This is a genomic window from Spirillospora sp. NPDC052269, assembly GCF_040679435.1.
Taxonomy (GTDB): Bacteria; Actinomycetota; Actinomycetes; order Streptosporangiales; family Streptosporangiaceae; genus Spirillospora.
On record NZ_JBFAUU010000021.1, the window covers coordinates 89,309 to 108,969 of the forward strand.

General features: G+C 70.8%; 21 protein-coding genes. 10 read left to right on the forward strand and 11 right to left on the reverse strand.

Translation table 11 applies throughout. The annotated features are described in order from the left end of the window. Window positions 1–220 precede the first annotated feature (220 nt). Window positions 221–1,309 carry an endonuclease/exonuclease/phosphatase family protein gene (locus AB0L06_RS35820; RefSeq protein ID WP_500235620.1) on the forward strand — a complete coding sequence of 363 codons (1,089 nt, stop codon included), beginning with the start codon at window positions 221–223 and terminating at the stop codon, window positions 1,307–1,309. 55 nt (window positions 1,310–1,364) lie between these two features. On the opposite strand, the gene AB0L06_RS35825 is transcribed toward AB0L06_RS35820, so the two are convergent. Further along, window positions 1,365–2,489: an RsbRD N-terminal domain-containing protein gene (locus AB0L06_RS35825; protein ID WP_500235621.1), complete on the reverse strand. Its 1,125-nt coding sequence runs from the start codon at window positions 2,487–2,489 to the stop codon at window positions 1,365–1,367. Between the two features lie 114 nt (window positions 2,490–2,603). Between AB0L06_RS35825 and AB0L06_RS35830 the strand changes: the two genes are divergently transcribed. After that, window positions 2,604–3,404 carry a class II aldolase/adducin family protein gene (locus AB0L06_RS35830; protein WP_500235622.1) on the forward strand — a complete coding sequence of 267 codons (801 nt, stop codon included), beginning with the start codon at window positions 2,604–2,606 and terminating at the stop codon, window positions 3,402–3,404. Between the two features lie 60 nt (window positions 3,405–3,464). On the opposite strand, the gene AB0L06_RS35835 is transcribed toward AB0L06_RS35830, so the two are convergent. Further along, entirely contained in the window at window positions 3,465–3,938 is a 474-nt protein-coding gene (locus tag AB0L06_RS35835) for a MarR family winged helix-turn-helix transcriptional regulator (protein ID WP_500235623.1), read from the reverse strand. A 56-nt stretch (window positions 3,939–3,994) separates the two neighbouring features. Between AB0L06_RS35835 and AB0L06_RS35840 the strand changes: the two genes are divergently transcribed. Together AB0L06_RS35840 and AB0L06_RS35845 are read left to right on the forward strand one after the other, a co-directional pair. Then, a complete protein-coding gene (locus AB0L06_RS35840) occupies window positions 3,995–4,396 on the forward strand; it encodes a VOC family protein (RefSeq protein WP_500235624.1) in 402 nt (133 codons plus the stop codon). 234 nt (window positions 4,397–4,630) lie between these two features. Next, window positions 4,631–5,092, forward strand: a complete 462-nt coding sequence (locus AB0L06_RS35845) for a hypothetical protein (RefSeq protein ID WP_500235625.1) — start codon at window positions 4,631–4,633, stop codon at window positions 5,090–5,092. 164 nt (window positions 5,093–5,256) lie between these two features. Here the strand turns inward: AB0L06_RS35845 and AB0L06_RS35850 are convergent, their stop codons facing one another. Both AB0L06_RS35850 and AB0L06_RS35855 read right to left on the reverse strand, forming a co-directional pair. Further along, window positions 5,257–6,513, reverse strand: coding sequence for a hypothetical protein (locus AB0L06_RS35850; protein ID WP_500235626.1), 1,257 nt, complete (start codon window positions 6,511–6,513; stop codon window positions 5,257–5,259). Between the two features lie 157 nt (window positions 6,514–6,670). Next, window positions 6,671–7,138, reverse strand: a complete 468-nt coding sequence (locus AB0L06_RS35855) for a cupin domain-containing protein (protein WP_500235627.1) — start codon at window positions 7,136–7,138, stop codon at window positions 6,671–6,673. A 196-nt stretch (window positions 7,139–7,334) separates the two neighbouring features. Between AB0L06_RS35855 and AB0L06_RS35860 the strand changes: the two genes are divergently transcribed. After that, the gene (locus AB0L06_RS35860; RefSeq protein WP_500235628.1) at window positions 7,335–8,291 is read left to right on the forward strand and encodes a LuxR C-terminal-related transcriptional regulator; all 957 of its coding nucleotides are present in this window, start codon (window positions 7,335–7,337) and stop codon (window positions 8,289–8,291) included. Window positions 8,292–8,322: 31 nt separating this feature from the next. On the opposite strand, the gene AB0L06_RS35865 is transcribed toward AB0L06_RS35860, so the two are convergent. Continuing rightward, on the reverse strand, window positions 8,323–9,762 hold the full coding sequence (locus AB0L06_RS35865; protein WP_500235629.1) for an ATP-binding protein: 1,440 nt from the start codon (window positions 9,760–9,762) through the stop codon (window positions 8,323–8,325). A gap of 536 nt (window positions 9,763–10,298) precedes the next feature. Here AB0L06_RS35865 and AB0L06_RS35870 point away from each other — a divergent pair. Further along, complete coding sequence (locus AB0L06_RS35870) at window positions 10,299–11,024, forward strand: hypothetical protein (RefSeq protein ID WP_500235630.1); 726 nt, start codon at window positions 10,299–10,301, stop codon at window positions 11,022–11,024. A 92-nt stretch (window positions 11,025–11,116) separates the two neighbouring features. Here AB0L06_RS35870 and AB0L06_RS35875 read toward each other — a convergent pair whose 3' ends face one another. From AB0L06_RS35875 to AB0L06_RS35885, 3 genes are all read right to left on the reverse strand, one after another. Then, window positions 11,117–11,287, reverse strand: a complete 171-nt coding sequence (locus AB0L06_RS35875) for a hypothetical protein (RefSeq protein ID WP_500235631.1) — start codon at window positions 11,285–11,287, stop codon at window positions 11,117–11,119. Window positions 11,288–11,462: 175 nt separating this feature from the next. Continuing rightward, window positions 11,463–11,927, reverse strand: coding sequence for a nuclear transport factor 2 family protein (locus AB0L06_RS35880; protein WP_500235632.1), 465 nt, complete (start codon window positions 11,925–11,927; stop codon window positions 11,463–11,465). A 1-nt stretch (window position 11,928) separates the two neighbouring features. Beyond that, window positions 11,929–12,357 carry a carboxymuconolactone decarboxylase family protein gene (locus AB0L06_RS35885; RefSeq protein WP_500235633.1) on the reverse strand — a complete coding sequence of 143 codons (429 nt, stop codon included), beginning with the start codon at window positions 12,355–12,357 and terminating at the stop codon, window positions 11,929–11,931. A 124-nt stretch (window positions 12,358–12,481) separates the two neighbouring features. Here AB0L06_RS35885 and AB0L06_RS35890 point away from each other — a divergent pair, with 124 nt between their 5' ends. After that, window positions 12,482–13,282, forward strand: coding sequence for a helix-turn-helix domain-containing protein (locus AB0L06_RS35890; protein WP_500235634.1), 801 nt, complete (start codon window positions 12,482–12,484; stop codon window positions 13,280–13,282). 33 nt (window positions 13,283–13,315) lie between these two features. Here AB0L06_RS35890 and AB0L06_RS35895 read toward each other — a convergent pair whose 3' ends face one another. Both AB0L06_RS35895 and AB0L06_RS35900 read right to left on the reverse strand, forming a co-directional pair. Further along, window positions 13,316–14,938 carry an RCC1 domain-containing protein gene (locus AB0L06_RS35895; protein WP_500235635.1) on the reverse strand — a complete coding sequence of 541 codons (1,623 nt, stop codon included), beginning with the start codon at window positions 14,936–14,938 and terminating at the stop codon, window positions 13,316–13,318. A 222-nt stretch (window positions 14,939–15,160) separates the two neighbouring features. Beyond that, window positions 15,161–16,807, reverse strand: coding sequence for an NAD(P)/FAD-dependent oxidoreductase (locus AB0L06_RS35900; protein ID WP_500235636.1), 1,647 nt, complete (start codon window positions 16,805–16,807; stop codon window positions 15,161–15,163). A gap of 177 nt (window positions 16,808–16,984) precedes the next feature. On the opposite strand from AB0L06_RS35900, the gene AB0L06_RS35905 reads away from it, so the two are divergent. The 3 genes from AB0L06_RS35905 (at window position 16,985) to AB0L06_RS35915 (ending at window position 19,161) form a co-directional block, all read left to right on the forward strand. Further along, window positions 16,985–18,046 (forward strand): Gfo/Idh/MocA family protein, encoded by a 1,062-nt coding sequence (locus AB0L06_RS35905; protein WP_500235637.1) that lies wholly within the window; start codon window positions 16,985–16,987, stop codon window positions 18,044–18,046. A 46-nt stretch (window positions 18,047–18,092) separates the two neighbouring features. Beyond that, window positions 18,093–18,677, forward strand: coding sequence for a hypothetical protein (locus tag AB0L06_RS35910; RefSeq protein WP_500235638.1), 585 nt, complete (start codon window positions 18,093–18,095; stop codon window positions 18,675–18,677). Between the two features lie 127 nt (window positions 18,678–18,804). Continuing rightward, window positions 18,805–19,161, forward strand: a complete 357-nt coding sequence (locus AB0L06_RS35915; RefSeq protein WP_500235639.1) for a YybH family protein — start codon at window positions 18,805–18,807, stop codon at window positions 19,159–19,161. An 84-nt stretch (window positions 19,162–19,245) separates the two neighbouring features. Here AB0L06_RS35915 and AB0L06_RS35920 read toward each other — a convergent pair whose 3' ends face one another. Further along, window positions 19,246–19,449 (reverse strand): hypothetical protein, encoded by a 204-nt coding sequence (locus tag AB0L06_RS35920; protein WP_500235640.1) that lies wholly within the window; start codon window positions 19,447–19,449, stop codon window positions 19,246–19,248. Between the last annotated feature and the right edge of the window lie 212 nt (window positions 19,450–19,661).

Below are 19,661 nucleotides of genomic sequence, written 5' to 3' on the forward strand. Positions count from 1 at the left end.
CACACGCACCTGGCCAATCCTAAAAGCCGGGGCATATCGCCGGCATATTGAAAACCCCATACGCTCCCGCGACGCCGCGCGGTCTTAGCTGGCGGCAAGTCCGGAATCCCGTCGTCGGCGAGCAGCGCGCCCCGCCTTCGTTCCGGCCGTCCGCCCATGTTCGACGCCCCCAGGACCCGAGGCTGAAGTGACCGACAGTACGCGTGAACCATCGACGTCCGTGGTGGGCACGGCGGAGACCATGCAGGACGGCGCCGCCCCCCGGAACGACACCGCTTCCGACATCGGTTCCGGCACCCGGCTCGCGCGCCTCCGCCGGACGATCCGCATCGACTTCCGGGCGTGGTCCTGGAAGCGCGGCCCGGTGTTCGCGGCATCGGCGGTGCTGCTCGGCCTGATCATGCTGCTGCACGCTGAGATCCCGAACCAGATCTGGCACCTCGGCAGCCTGACGGAGACCTTCCTGCCATGGTTCGGCGTGTTCGTCCCGCTGCTGCTGGCCGGGGCGCTCTGGCGCCGCTCCTTCTCCGCACTGACCGCGCTGCTGGTGCCGGTCGTGGTGTGGCTGAGCCTCTTCGGCGGCACGCTCGGTGACAGATCCCATCCGGGCGGCGACCTCATGGTGGTCAGCCACAACGTCGACGCCGGAAACCATGATCCGGTCGGCACCGCCCGCGATCTGGCCGCCTCCGGCGCGGACGTGCTGGCGCTGGAGGAGCTGACCCCTCAGGTCACAGGTGCCTACGAGAACGAGCTGGCGAAAACCTACCCCCACCACACGGTGCTGGGCACGGTCGGGCTGTGGAGCAAACTCCCACTGTCGGACACTCACCCCGTCGACATCGCGTTGGACTTCGGACCGCTGGCGGCCGCCAAGCCGGCCGCACTCAAGTCGGCCTCCAACCGGGCGCTGCGCGCCACGGTCGCCACCGACCACGGACCGCTGGCGGTGTATGTGGCCCATCTGGGGTCCGCACGCGTGAACCCCAGAGGGGGCTTCTACACGACCACTCGAAACAGGAACGCCCAGGAGATGGGCAAGGCCATCGCCGCCGAGCGGAACACGCGAGTGGTGCTGCTCGGAGACCTGAACGGCACCACGGCCGACCGCGCGTTCGCAAGCCTCACCTCACGGCTGCGTTCCGTCCAGGACGCGGCCGGGGACGGCTTCGGCTTCACCTGGCCGGCGGCGTTCCCGATGGTGCGGATCGACCAGATCCTGGTCCGCGGCGTCAAGCCGATGAGCGCGCGGGTGCTGTCGGCGACCGGCAGCGACCACCTGCCGGTCGCCGCCCGACTCAGCTGGTGACGCCACCCGCAAGCCGGTCGACGCGCAAGCCGCGGGTGCCTCGGCACAGTTTTCCCTAGCGGGCCGGGCCTGCGGCGTCCAGCCAGGTGCGGAGGGCCCACCACCAGTGGGCGGTGTCGGCGACGGACGCGGCGGCCAGGGGCCGTCCGGTGAGGTCGCGCAGGCGGCGGAGGCGGTACTTGACCGTGTTGCCGTGGACGTGGAGGGCGGCGGCGGCCGGCTCGATGCGGGCGCCGTGGTCGAGGTAGGCGAGGGCGGTCTCGGCGAGTTCACGGTGGAAGGAGTCACCGGGGGCGAGCGCGCCGAGGAGGCTGTCGGCGAGGAGGCGGCCGAGGTCGGGTTCGCCGTCGGTGGCGGTCAGCAGGGCGAGGTCGCCGAGCCGCCACAAGCCGGTGAGCCCGGCATGCGTGCCGGCGGCGAGGGCCCGGCGGGCAAGCGCGTACAGGGGCGCGAGGTCGGCCGGACGGCGCGGCGGCGCTGCCACCATCAGCGGGACGTCCGCGGGCAGGTCGGGGAGGCGGGCGACGAGGGCGACCATCCGGCCGTCCACCAGCGCGGACAGGCCGGGCCCCGCCCCGGTGAGCGCGCCCTCCAGCCGGGACGCGACGGACGGGTCGCTCACGTCGGACACGACGCAGTGGTAGGCGGTCGCGGCGTCCAGGGGCGCCGGATGCGGGGTGGGCTCGCCGTGCAGCAGGCGCCGCAGCAGCTGGGCCTGGCCCTCGCGGGTGGTCTGCGCCATCTCCAGCTCGGCGGTGCGGTGCGCGTGCACCATCCGGTGGACGAGCGCGGTCGTCACGCCGTCGATCGCGGTCAGGCCGTCCAGCAGGACGCCGTCGGGGACGCCCTGGCGGCGTCCCTCCGTGGTGAGACGGCGGACGAGGTACTCACGTCCGGCCTGGAAGCCGTCCAGGAGGGCCGCGACCGGGACGCCCTGCCGGGCCCGGTCGGAGCCGAGCCGCCCGGCGGCCTCCAGCGCGGCCGGATCGGCCTCCCCTCCCCCGGCGAGGCTGGTCAGCACGCCCTCGATCAGCGCCCGGACGTGCCGCCGGACCTCCGCCTCGGGCAGCTCGCCGACCTGCGCGGAACGGGCCCGCGCGGCGAGCACCGTCGCGTCCAGCAGACCGGGGTCGGCCGTGCCGTCCAGCAGGAGCCGCAGGTAGCGGTCGGAGTCGTCCACGCTCCCATTGTCCGTGATGGACAACGTCCCCGGTCCGGATTGGGCCGTGCCGGGCTAGGCGAACCCCGTAAGGGTGCGCTTTCGTAGAGGTATTCCGACCCCGAGGAGACGCCGATGGCCGCCGACGAAGAGTTCCTGGAGAAGATGCTCCCGGCGAAGGACCTGATCTTCCGCCTGCCGGAGACCTTCGCGACCGTCGAGGAGGAGCGGCGGCACCGCAAGGAGCGGCTGACCGCGGCGCTGCGGATCTTCGGCAAGTTCGGCTTCGAGGAGGGCGTGGCCGGGCACATCACCGCCCGCGACCCCGAGCTGACCGACCACTTCTGGGTCAACCCGTTCGGGATGTCCTTCAAGCACATCAAGGTCAGCGACCTGATCCTGGTGAACCACCAGGGCCAGGTGGTGGAGGGCCGCTACCCGGTGAACGAGGCGGCGTTCGCGATCCACTCGCAGGTCCACCAGGCTCGTCCGGACGTGGTGGCCGCCGCGCACAGCCACTCCACGCACGGCCGCGCGGTCTCGGCGCTCGGCCAGAAACTCGAGCCGATCACGCAGGACGTCTGCGCGTTCTACGAGGACCACGGCCTGTTCGACGACTACACCGGCGTCGTCACCGACACCGAGGAGGGCAAGCGGATCGCCGCCGCCCTCGGCTCCCACAAGGCCGTCATCCTCCGCAACCACGGCCTGCTGACCGTCGGCGACTCGGTGGACGCCGCCGCCTGGTGGTTCATCACCATGGAGCGGTCGTGCCAGGTGCAGCTGCTCGCGAAGGCCGCCGGGCAGGTCGTCCACATCAGCGAGGAGAACGCGAGGCTGACCCACGACCAGATCGGTAACGACCTGGTCGCCTGGATCAACTACCAGCCGCTGCACGACCAGATCGTCCGCGAGCAGCCGGACCTGTTCGACTGACGGCTTCCCCGTGGGCCCGGTTCCGGTGGACGTCCGCCGAACCGGGCCCTTCCGCATGCCTCAGCCCTCTCCGCGCGCCGCGAGGTTCTCCTGGTGGTCGAGGACGCGGCGGAGCATGCCGGCGAACGCGGCTCGTTCGGACGGATCGAGCGGCGCGAGCAGTTCGGCGTCCAGTTCGACGGCGCGTTCGGCGACGGCGTCCAGTTCCGTCCGGCCCTCGGCGGTGAGGGCGACGACGTAGCGGCGGCGGTCGGACGGGTCGCGGTCGCGGCGCAGCAGGCCGCGCTCCTCCAGCGCGCCGACGACGTCCACCAGGTCGCTGGGATCGATGCCGAGGCGCGCGCCGAGGTCCCGCTGGGACGGCGGGTCGACGACGTCGTCCAATGCGGACAACACGGCGAAATGCCAGAGCCCGAGCGCGTGCTCGCCCATCATGCGGGCCATCCGCGCGCGCCCGAGGCGTCCGGCGCGGGCAAGGGCGTAGGTGGTGACGCCCAGCATCCGGGGCGGGGTGCGACGCGCGACTCGATCCATGTCCATATAGTAGGTGCCGTCCAATCATTGGTGACCACCAACGGATAGGAGACACCATGGACGCCCTCTACCCCCGACTCTTGGTGGACGACTTCGACGCATGCGCGCGCTTCTACACCGCCGCACTCCGCGAACTGCTCGGCATCGAGCCGGTGAAGATCCTGCCCGCGGCCTCGTACGCGAACTGGGACCTGAACGGCGAGGCCGTCCTGTCCCTCTTCGGACGCGCCGCCATCGCCGCCGTCACCGGAACGTCCGACCACCCCGCGACGTCCGGCCAGGACCACTCCATGCTGGTCTTCAAGGTGGACAACGTGGACGCCGCGACCAGAACCCTCGAAACCTTCGGCGCCACGATCGCCGCCGCCCCCGCCGACCGCCCCGAATGGGGCCCGAACCTGCGCTCAGCCCACCTCCGCGACCCCGACGGCAACCTCCTCGAACTCCAGAGCTACTGACCGGAAGTCCTCCCCCCATCCCGCACAGGTCGGGGCGAGGAGCCCGGACGGCCCAGCCTTGAGTTGGTCGCGTGCCGCTCGGTTCACCGTCATGCTGGTGGAGCAGGCCCACCACCGGCGGCCGTCGCGCCCTGCCTCGTTCCGATCGGGCGATTGCTACTGTCAAGGTCCATGGAGAAATGGGGTGCGACCCTGTACGGAGACCCCTGCCGTACTTGTGGTTTTGATTGGGGCTTGACGCCTGAACAGGCGGTAGCGCTGGTGCGGGACGTCCCAGCACAGTTCGCGGAACGGCTTCAGGATGCGACGGGCCGTGAACGGCATCCTCAGCTCGACTGGAGCTCCTCGGCCTACGTCAGTCACGTGGCCGACAACCTGCGGACCTGGGCGGAGCGCCTGAGAGGCGCCTCCGAGGGCGGCGCCACGGGGGTACCTGGTTACGATCCGGATCTACTGGCCGCGGCACGCGGTTACGACGACATCGCGCTGCCGGCTGCGCTCTGGTCTCTGACCTGGGCATCGCGGGCATGGACCGAAACCGTGGATGAAGCCTTGACGGTCAAGGTCGTGCTGCAGCACGCCACTCGCGGCCCGCAGCGAGCTGAGGACGTCGCGCGGAACAACGCTCACGACGCCCACCATCATCTCCACGACGTGGACCGCATCCTCGGCGCTCCAACGTCGAAACCGGGGTAGGAACACACGGCAGACCCCGCAATCGCCTGACCCGAGGAGCTCCGGTCACAGCGCACCGGACACAGCGCCTTCCGCCGGATCGTCCCGTCCGCCGCCGTCCCACGCGGCGAGGAGCAGGCCACGCCTCAAAAGACCTGGCCTGCTCCGTCTCGGCGGTCGCCTGGCTAGGGGACGTTGATATGGAAGACGAAGCGGTTGTCGCCTTCGTTCAGGCCCCACAGCGCAGGGGTGGAGCCGTTGTAGGAAGGCTGGTACGACAGGTTCTCCAGGCCGCCGGTCACCTGCGTCGACTGCTTGGGAGCCTGGTCTGGGACCGCCTTGTGGACGCAGGTTCCCGAGCCGGACGCGCACGTTCCTGACAGGTACCAGTCGGTGCCGTCGCTGGCCGCGCCCTGCATGTGCCAGATCGGGGAGGTGAACGCTTCGTCGGCGTGCACCTTGCTGTCCGCGCCGAGCAGAGGAAGGGCCGTGGTGTAGTCCATGGGCCAGCGGATGGCCCGCCCGCCGGCGGAGTCGTCGCTGACGTACTCGGCCGACACCATGGAGTCGCGGGCGGCGCCGCGACGGTCGAGGCTGAGGGAGTTCAGGCACGGACGAGCGCCGGTCTTGACGGTGCAGGCGATGTAGGCGCCGTCGGACGGCGCGTAGCCCGGGTAGTACTCGCCGACTTCGGGCAACGCGTACCGGTGCCACCTCGCGCTGGGCGCCTGGCTGCCGTCCGCGCCCAGGCCGATCTCCTCTTGCGAGCGGGTCATCGTCCACAGGTGGTTGAGGCTGAACGCATGCAGCCTGCCGCCGTTGGCGACCAGCAGTGTGTTGCCGTACCACACCACCCCGTCGGCGTGGTTCCAGTCGAAGGCGGTGAAGTCGTCCGTCCCGTTGACGGCCTTGGGGACGACCAGGAGCACGTCCCGGTACTTCAGATGGGTCGTGTCGGTGTAGTCGACGAAGGTCAGGCGGGCGAAGTCGTCGCGGCTCTGGATGCCGTGCCAGCTGACCACGGCGATTCTGCGACCGCTCCAGGTCAGGTTCGGCTGGGCGTCCCAGGAGCCGCTGATCCCTTGGGGACGCCAGTTGGCGGTGTCCCAGCCGTCGTCGGCGGGATCCCAGCAGAATCCCGATGGACTGAGCGTAGAAGTGATGCCGGTGGAGTGGCACAGCCCCCAGGTCGGATGGAAGTCCTGTGGTCCGTCAATCGCCGCTCCCAGTGACGATGCCTTGGAAACCTTCCCGGCGGACTCGATGCGGGACACGATCGCCCCGTACCGCTGGAAGCTGTCCGAGGGGTCCAGGACGAACGGTGACGCGTCGATATGCCCGAACGCCATGGCGGCGTCCGCGCGCGACATCACCGCACACAGACTCGCCGTGGTCAGCAGGAACGCGGTGAAGAACACCGTCATCGACCGGAGTTGGAGCATGGCAGGACTCCCCGCATCGCGTGGCCTCGCTCGCTGTGCCGTTGAGCAAGGCTCGCACGGCCTCGGCCGGACGGACCCACATTCCTACGGATCCCGGACGAGACCTATCAACGCAGGGCAAGTTTCCGTCCGAGGCGCAGTTGATGGAGGAGCTCGTTCAGTCGGCGGCGGGGCGGTCGACGTCGGCCCAGAGGCTGGGGAGGTTGACGACGATGCCCTCCTGGGTGCTGCGGGCGATCACCACTACGGCCTCTTCGTCGGTGGACGGGTTCTCCTCGCGGTGCGGGACGTACGGCGGGACGAACACGTAGTCGCCCGGCGCGGTCTCGACGCGCACCTCGTGGTCGCCCTCGGCGAAGACGAACACCGGATGTCCGGACACCACGTAGATGGCGGTCTCGGCCTCGCCGTGGTGATGGTCGCCGGAGTTCGTCGCCGGCCCGACGTGCGTGCGGCCCATCCACAGCCGCTCGGCGCCGACCGTCCGGCCGGAGATCGCCTCCAGCCGCCGCATGCCCGACGTCTGCCCGGTGTCGCCGGTCAGCGCGTCGCCGCGCACATGCTCGATCCGGGTGTGCCATGCCGCCGTGCCGGACGCCTCGCCTGTCTGCCTCGTGTCGCTCACGGCCCGATTGTGCCACCGGCCGTCCGGACGCCTTCGGGCCCGGGCGCGACAGCGTCCTGACCCCAGTGGTCACTCTCGTCACGCTTTGCCTCTGTCGGACCTTCCGTTGCCCGCACCGAGACCCTAAACTCCGCATTGTTGATGGCTGATTACTCTTAGTATCCGGATTGCGGGATTTCGGGGAGTGTGAGGACGCGTGGACGGACCGGCCCGGGAGGCGGCGGACCAGCTGGTGCGGCTCACCAGGCTCATCCTGCGGGCCGAGGAGCCGGACGTCCTCGAGCCGGACGACGACGCGGAGGGAGCGTCCCGCATCCTGCGGCACAACCAGGCCACGCTGACCGCGCGGGAGACGGAGGTCTTCGGGCTGATCGTGGCGGGCCACTGCAACGCCGTGCTCGCCGAACTGCTCGACATCTCCGAGCGCGCGATGGAGCAGCACCTCGCGACACTGCTGGCCGAGTTCGCCCTGCCCGAGCCACGCGGCGAGCGGGACGAGGCCCCGACCGGCAGGCGGCCCGTACGACACGGCCGGGTCGCGGCTCTGGTGATCGTCCCGATCACCGGGACGTTCCTGATCGGTGGGGCCGCCGCCGCGTTCGCCCTGCAATCACCCAAGTCGTCCGGCCCGCCGTCCGCCGAGAGAGTGCCGTCACGCACAAGGCATGCTCGGACCGCCGCGTTACCGGCCGCGTCGGCGGGCGCAACGCGAGCGCCGCGTCGGGCGCCGCGTCCGTCCCGGTCGGCACGCCCGCCCGCATCACCGTCGGCGTCGCCGTCTCGGCGGCGGCCGCGCTTACCGTCCGGGACTGCGACCGCCACGTCCTTCTGGGACCCGGCCACCGCAGGCGGCGCGCGCATGTCCTACCGGACGGTCGCCAGCCCCTACTGGCCGCTCGGCACCCGTGTCCGGATCGCCTATCGCGGGCACCGCGTCACCGGTGTCGTGGAGGACTTCGGCCCCGCCGACTGGGCGATCGAGCAGCACGACATCCCGGCCATCGTCGACCTGTCGGAGGAGATGATGGCCGAGCTCACCGGGGTGCGCGCGGAGTCCGTCCACGTCCGGTTCGAGGTGCTGAGCTGGGGACACGGCGACGTGTACCGCGACTCCGGCCCCGGCTACCGTCTCGCCTTCGGCCACGACGACTGACGGCGGCGTCCCGTTCGCCGGGACTCGCTTCTCACTCCTCCTCTTCGGAGTCGTCCACCGGGGCGGCCGACTTCAGGGGCAGGCGGACCTGGAAGCGGGTGTCGCCCGGGACCGAGGTGACCTGGATGTCGCCGCCGTGGCGGTCGACCACGATGCGCCAGGAGATGTCCAGGCCGAGGCCGGTGCCGCGGCCGACGGGCTTGGTCGTGAAGAACGGCGTGAAGATCCGGTCGATGTTCTCCTCGGAGATGCCGGCGCCGGTGTCGGCGAACTCGACCACGGCCTGGCAGTTCTCACGGAACGTCCGGATGGTGAGGGTGCCCGAGCCGCCCAAGGCGTCCAGCGCGTTGACGATCAGGTTCGTCCAGACCTGGTTCAGCTCGGCCGCGTGCACCGGGACGGGCGGCAGGTCGGACGCGTAGTCGGTGCTCACCCGCACGTCCGGCGCCACCTTGCGCTTCAGCATCGTCAGGGTGCTGTCGATCAGGGTGCGCAGGTCGACGCTCTGGTAGTCGGCCCGGTCGAGCTGGGAGTACTGGCGGGCCGAGTCGAGCAGGTCGGTGATCCGGGTGGTCGCCTCGGAGATCTCCGCCTGCAGCTGCGCGACCTCGAGCGTCTCGGTGAGCCAGGCCATCGCGACGCCCAGCCGGTCCCCCGCGATCTCGGCGACCCGCTCCGCGTCGTCCACACCGATCCCGGCGGCGACCAGGGCGGGCGCGAGGTCCCAGGCGTCGTCGACGCCGTGCTCGTCGAGCCAGTCGCCGAGCGCCTCCTCGGCGTCGCTGACCGCGATCGGATCACGGGGCGGCTGGGAGAGTCCGACGCCGATGAGCCGGTCGTGCAGCGCGACCAGCCGGGCGATGTGCTCGCAGTCGACGCCGCCCGCGGCCAGCTCGACGAGGCGCTTCTGCGCCCCGACGAGCCGGTCGCCCAGCTCGGCCGCGGCGCGCGCGGCGGCCGCGGCCGGGTTGTTCAGCTCGTGGGTGAGCCCGGCGGTGATGGTGCCGAGCGCGGTCAGCCGCTCCCGGTTGTCCACCAGGCGGCGGGCGCTGCTCATCCCGAAGAACAGGCCCTCCAGCAGGTGCATGGCCATCGGAAACCAGGAGCGGACGGCCTTGCTGAACTTGCGGGCGGGCAACTCGAAGACGCGCGTCGTGCGGAGCGCGCGGAACGTGTGCGCGTACCGCTGCTCGATCCGGTCGCCGATGTAGGCCTGCACCGCGCCGCCGTACACGCCGGGCTTCGCGGTGCGGCTGATCTCCACGATGTGGTCCTGGACCTGCTGCGTCATCACGATCTGCCCGTCCAGCAGGACGAACAGGAACTCGGCCGGCTCGCCCTGTGCGCAGATGGTCTCGCCCGCGGCGTACGTCCGTTCGTGGCCGGACCTCGCCAGCCACTCCACCTTCTCGTCGTCCAGGTCCTCGAACAGGAACAGGCGACGCAGCTCGGCGGGATCGACGGCCGTCATGGGTCCTCCTTGACCATCCAAATTTCACTACTCCTTGTATCGAAACCAGAGCAGCGTATTCGAAGATTCCCCAGGAAGGCCGCGGGAACCCCAGGAGCCGAGGAACGAGAGGAGAGCGGCGGTGAGTTCGGCGGGGCGTCCTCCTGGACGAGGCGACCCGCCCCTTCGACCAGGTGAAGCCATGCGCCGGGGATCAGGCCTGCCAGCTCGTGGGCCTTGGCGACCGGAATCCAGGCGTCGGCGGTGCCCCAGCACCAGCACCGGCAGGTCGAGCTCGGGGTAGCGGCCCTGGATCTCGTCGGTGTGCCGTGCAGCAGGACGACGGGATCCGCGTCCGCCGCGCCCAGAACGTTCGCAGCCACATCGCGTACTGGCGGGGGCTCGGCAGTTCTGTCAAAGGTGCGGCCGAGGGCACAGCGGATACGTTTGCGCTTTCGTGATCATTTCCGGGGCAACCCCGTCCCGACCGGCGGCGTCCTGTCATTGCGCGCCACGCACCTCATTCCCCCCGATGATCCCCGAGGAAAGCGAAGTCCATGCGCAAGTCCCTGCTCCTCGCGAGCACGGCCGCCGTCGCGGCCACCACCCTGGCGACCGCCGTCCCCGCGACCGCGAACGCCGCCGCCAAGACCACCACGAAGATCACGTTCAAGGCGTCCACCACCTCCTCGGCGGTGCTGACCGTCACGGGCAAGCTCACCGCCGCCGGGGCCACCGTGCCCGCCGGCCTGCCACTGGCCCTGCAGTGCCTGTCGACGGTCAAGGGCAAGCCCTGGTTCACGCTGGCCCCGCGCAAGGGCGTCAACGCCCCCGTCACCCGGGCGGGCGGCGCCTTCACCTTCAAGGGGAACACCGGCTGCGCCCACGGCATGTTCCGCGTCCGCTTCGCGGGCGACGCCAAGCTCGCGGGCGCGACCAGCGCGTCCGTCCGGGACACCCGGGTCAACGCGATGGTGGTCGGCTGGAAGGTCAGCCCGCTCAAGGTCCGCAAGGGCGGCTACGTCTCCTTCAGCGGCACGCTCAAGCACGACCCGAAGCCCGCCAAGTACGTGGCCTTCAAGGGCCAGCGCGTGTACCTGCTGATCAAGTTCAAGGGCGACCAGGACTGGAAGTGGTTCGCCCGTCCCAAGACCGACTCCAAGGGCCGTTTCAGCGGACGGTTGCGCCTCTACAAGAACGCATCTTTCGCCTATATCTACTACGGCGACAAGAACCACTACTACGACTCGCCGCAGAAGGCGACGAACGTCTCCGTCCGATAGGGCGCGAACAGTAGCGGTGCGGCGGCGGTCCGGAGTTTCCGGACCGCCCTTGTCTTCTCGTGACCCCAGTCCATGGAGTTGGGGCACTTCGGTCAGTCGTCCTCTTGGAGACGGAGACGTGTTTCGAGCAGGCGGGCCTCGTAGTCCGGCCCGAGGCAGCGTCCCACTTCTCCGCTCATCCACCAGCAGAGGTCACTTCCGGCGACTGCCACGAGCACACGGGCGGCGTCGAACGCCACCCGCTGCGGGTTCGCACTCGCCATGAACCGAGGCTATGTGCGGCGTTCGGCGCCGTCGACCGCCAGGCCCGATCTGGACAGCCGGCGACCGGCGCCAACGCTGCGCGCCCCCGGCGGTCAGGCGTGGGGGCAGCGCAGCAGCCTTCCGGCTCAGCGGACGGATCGTGGGGGCGGAAGGCGCTCGCCTACATCATCTCTGTCAGTCGTGGTTTCCGGCGCGGGCTGCGGCGACGACGTCCTTGTTGCCCTCGGCCCACGTGGGGGTCATCTCGACCTCGTCGATCTTCCACTCGCCGTCGATCCGGACCAGGCCGAACCGGTAGGTGCCGCCCAGGGTCCACAGCGGGCCGCCGAAGGGGTCCTCGCCGCGGTGCGTGGCCTGGAAGACGGCGGTGAGGACGGCCCGGTCGCCGTCGACCTCGACCAGGTGGTTGGCCAGCAGGTGCTGGGTGGCCGAGAAGCCACGGAACAGCGCCGACCAGGCAGCGGTGACGTCCTGCGGGGTGGCGCGGTCGGGCTCGCCGCCCCACAAGCGGGTGTAGTCCAGCGTCACCTCGGGCGCGAAGACGCTCGGGAAGGTCTCCCAGTCGTGGACGTCGATGCTCCACATCATCCGGGTGCAGGCGTCGATGACGTCGGCGCGGTCCTGTGCGGAAACAGTCATGTCATTCTCCTTGGTCGGTGTGGACGGAGGCGGGGCGGACCGGCAGGAGCCCTCGGGCCTCGAAGAGGCGACGGGCGACGAACATCGCGGCCAAGGTTCGGGGGAACCCGGCATAGGGCACGGTCTGGATGACGGCCTCGACCAGTTCCCCCGGCGTCAGGCCGGCGGCCAGGGCCGATCCGAGGTGGGCTTCGATCTGCGGTTCGGTCGCGCCGAGGGCGATCAGCACGCCGAGGATCACCAGTTCGCGGCGGGCGGCGTCGAGTCCCGGGCGGGAGTGGACGTCTCCGTAGGCGAACTCGACCGCCATCCGGGACAGGTCGGGGGCGATGTCGGCGAGCAGGTCGTACGCCCGCTCCCGGACACCGTCCTCGCCCAGCTCCGCCTGCCGGGCTCGTCCCTGTTCATAGCGTTCGCTCGGCTTTCGCACGGTCCGCTCCGTTCTAGGTGTTTCCTTCGAACAGAAGCCTGCCGGGCGGAAGCATGGCTACCCAGGTCCCCGGTGTTACGGGTACTGGCAGGGCCACCCTGCGACCTCGGGGAGAATGGCCGTCATGGGCGAGTTGGGGGATTTCCTACTGTCGCGGCGGGCCAAGGTCAGTCCGGAGCAGGTGGGGCTGCGAGCCGGTGGACGGCGTCGAGTACCCGGTCTGCGGCGGGAGGAACTGGCCCAGCTCGCCGGGATCAGCGTCGAGTACTACCAGCGCCTGGAACAGGGCAGGGCGAACCGGCCCTCCCAGGAGGTCCTCGACGCCATCGCGCGGGTCCTGTCGCTCGACGACGTGGAACGCGCCCACCTCGTCGCGCTCGTCGGCCCGCCACGGGACGACGCCCGTTCCGCGACGCCGGCGGTGCGTCCCGAGCTCCGGAGCATGCTCGACCTGATGGACCGGGTCGCCGCCCTGGTCATCACCGACGGCTTCGACGTCCTGGCCGCCAACCCGCCGGCCGTGCGGCTCCTCGGCGACGCGGTGTCCGGGCCCGCCGCGAACCTGGCCCGTCACCTCTTCCTCGTCCCGTCAGCGCGGGACCTCTACGTCGATTGGGCCGACGTGGCGGCCGCAACCGCCGCGCAGCTTCGGCTGGCCGTCGGCCGTCACCCCGCCGACGCGGGCCTCGCCGCGCTCATCGCCGATCTGACCCGTGACAGCGCCGACTTCCGCGTCCTGTGGGCCACTCAGGACGTCGAACTGCGCACCGCCGGGGCCAAGCGGCTGCGCCATCCCGAGCTGGGCGTCCTGGCCCTCAACTACGAGAACTTCGAAGCGCCCGGCAACCCCCGTCAGCGCCTTGTCACCCTCACCCCCGACACCAACGGCTCCTCCTCCGCCGCCGCCTTCCACCTCCTCGACTAATCCCGTAGGAGCTCCCAAGTGCCTCGGTCGCGGTCAGCCGGTGACCGGGACGATGGGCCGGCGAGGCTGGTGCGCGCGTTGGATGACGACGGTGGTGCTGCCGCTGGACGGCGGGCAGTCGGCGTTTCCGTTGTAGTGCGCGGTGATGGTGTGGCGGCCGACGGCCAGCGTCCGGACGGTGAGGGCCGCCACCCCGTCGCGGACGGTGGCGGTGCCGAGCCCCCGCCGTCCATCGGAGAAGGTGACGGCGCCGTTCGGAGTGCGGCCGGTGCAGGTCACGTGAGCGGTCAGGGTGACCGTCCGGCCTTCGGCGGCCTTGGCGGGTTCGGCCTTCAGCGTCGTGGCGCTTTCGCGGGTCTCGGCCACCACCAGGCTGTAGCTGACGCCCGTGCCGATCGCGGTCACCTTCACGACGTCGCCGGGGAGCGCGACCTCGGCCGGGGTGAGGCGGTTGGTCCTGGTGCCGTCCCCCAACTGGCCGCTGTGGTTGCCTCCCCAGGAATAGACGCGTCCGTCGGAGGCCAGTCCGAGGCCGTGGTCGGCGCCGGCGGCGACCCTGATGATGGTCACTCCGGCGGGGATATCCGTCTGAACCGGGGTGTAGCGGTCGGTGGTTCCGCCGTCACCCACCTGCCCGAAGACGTTGCTTCCCCAGCCGAAAACACGGCCGTCGGAAGCCACGCCGAGGCTGAAGCGCAGTCCGGCCGCGACGTTGGTGATGCTCACCCCCTGGGGCAGCGCGACCGTGACCGGGGTGAGGTGGAACTGGGTGGGGTCGCCGCCGTCCCCGATCTCCCCCTTGTAATTGGCCCCCCAGGCGTAGACGCGACCGTCGGAGGCCCGGCCGAGACCATGGCTCTCCCCGGCGGCGATCTGGGTGATGGTCACGCCCTCGGGAATCAGCGTCCGGACCGGAGTGTGGCGGTCGGTGGTCGTGCCGTCGCCCAGCATCCCGGCGGCGTTCCAGCCCCAGGCGTACACGTGGCCGTCCGTGCTCAGGGCAAAGCTGAAGTAGCTGTTGCAGGCGACCTGCTCGATGGTCACTCCCGCGGGCAGGTGGACCTCGACGGGGGTGTCCCGGTTGAAGGTGGTGCCGTCGCCCAACTGGCCGTAGAAGTTGTTCCCCCAGGCGAAGACCCGCCCGTCGGTGGCCACGGCGAGACTGTAGTAGTTGGCCGCGGCGACCTGCTTGATCGTCACTCCCGCGGGCAGGCGGGTCTCGACGGGGGTGGGCGAGGCGGTGGTGGTGCCGTCGCCCAGCTGACCGTAGGTGTTGTCGCCCCAGGCGAAGACCCGCCCGTCGGACGCCCGGCCGAGAGTGTGGAGCGCACCGCCGGCGACCTGGGTGAAGGTGACCCCTTCGGGAAGCGCCGTCCGGACGGGGGTGGTGCTGATGGTCCCGGTGGCACCGTCGCCCAGCTGCCCGAAGCCGTTGGCTCCCCAACCGAGGGTGACGCGCGGCGGTGACTGCCGGGCCGCGGCCCTGCTCGGGTGGCGATGCGGGTGCGGCCGGGCCGCGGCGCGACCCGCGGTGCTCGCGCTCGCCGGTGAGGCCATGACCGGCAGGCCCATCAGGCCGGCGAGCCCGGCGATCATCACGATCACGGCCAGCAGCCGTCCGCGCGGCCCCCGCCCCGGCATCGGCGTCAGACGCATCTTCGATTCCCCCGGCAGCATCCTTCTGGGGCCCGTGAGGCCGTGACCTGGAGTGGCGACACGAACAGTCAGGCGAGACGACCGTCCGTAAGCGACGATTTCCAGGCTGAAGGATCTTGAAACCGGAGCACGGGCAGGATGCCGTCCCCGATGCGCCACGGCCGCGCGACAGGATGCGTTCGAGTCGCGCGGCGCGTGGTCACACCGGGGCGGGAGTGACGGTCAGGCCTGCTCGAGGTAGCGGTGGACGAGCGCGACGGCCATCGCACCGTCGCCGACCGCCGAGGCGACGCGCTTGATCGAGCCGGAGCGGACGTCGCCGGCCGCGAACACGCCGGGCAGGCTGGTCTCCAGGTGGTACGGCTGCCGATTCGGTTCCCAGTCGGCCGGACGGCGGCCGTCGACGACCAGGTCAGGGCCGGTGAGGATGAAGCCGTCCTCGTCGCGTTCGACGACGCCGTTCAGCCACTCCGTCCCCGGTTCGGCGCCGATGAACACGAACAGCCAGTGGGTGTGGACGGTCCGCTCGCCGTCCGGGCCGGTCAGGACGAGCCGCTCGAGCCGGTCCACGCCGCGCCCCTCGGTGACGACCGTGTTCGGGTGGACGACGATGTTGTCGATCTCGGCGATCTGCTCGATGAGGTAGTGCGACATCGACTTCTCCAGGCTGTCGCCGCGGATCACGATGTGCACCTTCTTGGCGTCCTTGGCGAGGTTCACCGCCGACTGGCCGGCCGAGTTCGCGCCACCGACGACGTACACCTCCTCGCCCTTGCAGCTCGGCGTCTCGGCCATCGCCGCGCCGTAGTAGACGCCGCGTCCGACCAGGTCCTCCAGGCCCGGCGCGTCCAGGCGGCGGTAGGAGACGCCGGTCGCGAGGATGACCGCGTGCGCGGCGACCTTCGTGCCGTCCGCCTGCGTCACGACGCGGGCCCGGCCGTGCGCGGCGATCCCGGTGACCTCGCCGGTGGTGATCAGCTCGGCGCCGAACCGGACGGCCTGGCGGCGGGCCCGGTCGGCGAGCTGCGCCCCGGACACGCCGTCCGGGAAGCCGAGGTAGTTCTCGATCCTGGAGCTCTGCCCGGCCTGCCCCCCGGACGCGTGCCGCTCGATCAGGACGGTGTTCAGCCCCTCGGACGCCCCGTACACCGCGGCGCCGAGCCCGGCCGGGCCGCCCCCGACGACGACCAGGTCGTAGAAGTCCGCGCCGGGCGCGGTGGTCAGCCCGACCACGGCGGCCAGCTCGGTGTCGGTGGGCGCGCTGAGCTTGGTGCCGTCGGCGGTCACGACCAGCGGCAGTTCCGGGTCGCCCGCCGCCTTGAGCAGCTCGGCGGCCTCGGGCGAGGTGTCCAGCAGCCACGTGTAGGGCACCTGGTTGCGCGCGAGGAAGTCGCGCACCTCGTAGGACCGCGCCGACCAGCGGTGTCCCACGACCCGCAGCTCGCTCGGACGCCGCCGGTCGGTGCGCCGCCACGCCTCCAGCTGCGCGTCCATCACCGGGTAGAACTTCTCCTCCGGCGGGTCCCACGGCTTGAGCATGTAGTGGTCGAGGTCGACGACGTTGATCGCGCGGATCGCGGCGTCGGTGTCGGCGTACGCGGTCAGCAGGACACGGCGCGCGAACGGGTAGAGGTCCATCGCCTCCTCGAGGAACTCCACCCCCGTCATCTCCGGCATCCGATGGTCGGCGACGAGCACCGCCGTGTCGTCGCCGCGCAGCTTCAGCTCGCGCAGCGCGTCCAGCGCCTGCGGCCCCGACTCGGCCCGCAGCACCCGGTAGGACTCCGCGTACCGGCGGCGCAGGTCCCGGGCCACCGCCCGGGACACGCCCGGATCGTCGTCCACCGTCACGATCACTGGTTTGGCCACGCTTGAATTCCCCTTCGATCCACCCGTATCGCTCATAAGCGTACGGCGTCGCGTGATCTCCGTTTCGCCCAGCGTCCGCTTGCATGGGCGTTTCGGGGCGGATCGAGCCGCACAGGGCCGGACGCGGAGCGTCACCCCGGCTTTGACCTGCGAGAAGACATCCGGGATGATCGGAATATGTCCCTACGCGTGGCCCTGATCGGATACGGCACCGGCGGCGCGGTGTTCCACGCGCCGCTGATCTCCTCCGTGCCCGGCCTGGAGTTGTCGGCCGTCGTCACCGGCAACCCCGAGCGACAGGCCGCCGTCCGCGACCGCTACCCGGCCGCCCGTGTCCTGAACAGCCCGGACCGGGTGTGGGAGACCAACGGCGAGTTCGACCTGGTCGTGGTGACCGCCCCGAACCGGCAGCACGTCCCGCTCGCCCGGACGGCCCTCACCACCGGCCTGCCGGTGGTGCTGGACAAACCGGTCGCGGCGACCGCCGCCGACGCGCGCTCGCTGGCCGCCCTCGCCGCCGTCCGCGGACTTCCGGTGATCCCCTTCCACAACCGGCGCTGGGACGGCGACTTCCAGACCGTCCGGCGGCTGGTGGGCTCCGGCGCGCTCGGCGGCGTCCAGCGCTTCGAGTCGCGGTTCGAGCGGTGGCGTCCGGAGGTGAAGCCGGGCTGGAAGGAGACCTCGGACCCGCGGGACGCCGGCGGCATCCTGTACGACCTGGGCTCGCACCTGATCGACCAGGCCATCGCGCTGTTCGGACGTCCGGAGCGCGTGTACGCGGAGCTGGACGTCCGGCGTCCGGGCGCGGAGAGCGTCGACGACGCGTTCGTGTCGCTCGCGCACCCCGGCGGCGTCCGCTCCCACCTGTGGATGAGCGCGACCGCCGCCCAACTCGGCCCGCGGTTCCGCGTCCTCGGCGGCCGCGCCGCCTACACCGTCCACGGCATGGACGGCCAAGAGGACGCCCTGCGCGACGGCCACACCCCGCTGGAGGACGGCTGGGGCCAGGCCCCGCCGGAGTCGTACGGCCTGCTCGGCACCCCCGGCAACGCGCGCCGCGAGCCCACCGACCCGGGCGCCTACCAGGACTTCTATGCCGGCGTCGTCCGCACGCTGCGCGGCGAGACCCCGCCTCCGGTCGCCCTGAAGGACGCCATCGCGGGCCTGGAGGTCATCGAAGCCGCCCTCCGCTCCTCCGCCGACAACGAGATCGTCGAACCCCACGTCCCCGGCCGCTGAAGCCCGGCACCGCTTCATCCGCATATCTGGCTGTACGGTCATGATCATGAGCGGTGTTCACGTCAGTCGTGTCAAGCTCGGCCCCAATCCTGGACCGAGCAAGAACTATGCCTCCGGAATGGCCGGTGCGGCCATCAGCATGGTCCCTCTGATATTCGGCGTGATATCGCTGACTAAGGGATCATCCAAGGGGTTACTGCTTCTAGCCATCGGGGCGGCGGTGGGTGGTGTCAGCCTGGCGGTCGGCGTCCGGGGCTCGAAGAGCCGCGCAGCCGCCGCGTCCCCGGCGACTCTGGACGCTGAAGGATTCACCCTCCAGCTCGACGGCCAGAGCCTGCACGTCCCCTGGCAACAGGTGTACAAGGTCCTCATCATTCGCCACGAGGCCGGCCGCGCCAAAATTCAGACCACCGTCGTGGTCACGTCCCTGGTAGCGGTGCTCTACTCCGACGCGCCCGTCCGCTCCGAGCCGCTGATCGAACGCTACGCCCAGGTCTTCGAATCGAGCGACGCCATTGGGCTCGGCGACATCACCACAGCGACCCGCCCCATGGACGTGGTGCTCGCCGCCGTCCGCGAATGGATCGGAGAACGACTCGACGGCAACGTCCGAGACCACGGCATCTGGTGACCAAGTCCACCCGGCCCGCACCAGTCCGCGCCCATCGCCCTGGGACAGCGGCAGCCGAGCCGGTCGACACGGATGCTGCCCGAATACACGACACAGGATGTCGCGATTCGTTGGGAGGCTGATCAGCATGACAGACAAAAGAGTGGCCACTGAGCCGAACGACCTGGGCAAGTACTTCGTCGAGCGTGCCAATGCGGGCGACGTCGACGGGATGGTGGCGTTGTACGAGCCGAACGCCGTGCTGGCGTTTCCCCCGGGCAACCACGCGACCGGACACGCGGAGATCCGCAAGGTCTTCGAGCAGATGGTCGCGGCCGCGACGGTCATCTCGCCGGGCAGGCAGCAGCCGGCGCTGGTGAACGGCGACCTGGCACTGACGGCGACCACGCTGACCAACGGCCAGGTGACCTCCGAGATCGCCCGCCGTCAGCCGGACGGGTCGTGGCTGCGGGTCGCAGACCGGCCGCCACTCGTACTGCCGTAACAAGGCGGCGGTGGGCCCGACCTGGTCACGCCCACCGCCGCACAGCAGCGCGCACCGACCTCGCGGTCGGGCACACCCCGGCCATCACCTATCCGACGCGACCACACCGTCGCTGAACCTCGCCGACATCACCGTCCCCGCGACCGCAACCATCGCCAACTCCAGCAAGCTCGTGAGGCCCAGGGTGACCAGGCCGACGGCGCGAAAGCGGGCCATCAGATCGCTGTCGTGCCGAGCGACGACGCGCTGGAGCCCCCTGCTCGCGGTGAACGGGATCTCCCGCTCCACCGGCCCGTGGCCCCTGATGAGAGCGAAACCCCGGAGACGGGCCGCGCTCAGCGTGATCGAGCGCTGAAGTGAACAGAGGCAGCGCCAGGCCGTTCACCTCGGCGTTCGACGTGTCCAACGCCTCGCGCGCCACGGCCTCGACCTCGTCAGCGGTGCCCCCCCTCCGTCCGCGATCAGCGTCCGCAGCCCGACCCCGTCAAACCGCGCGTCCT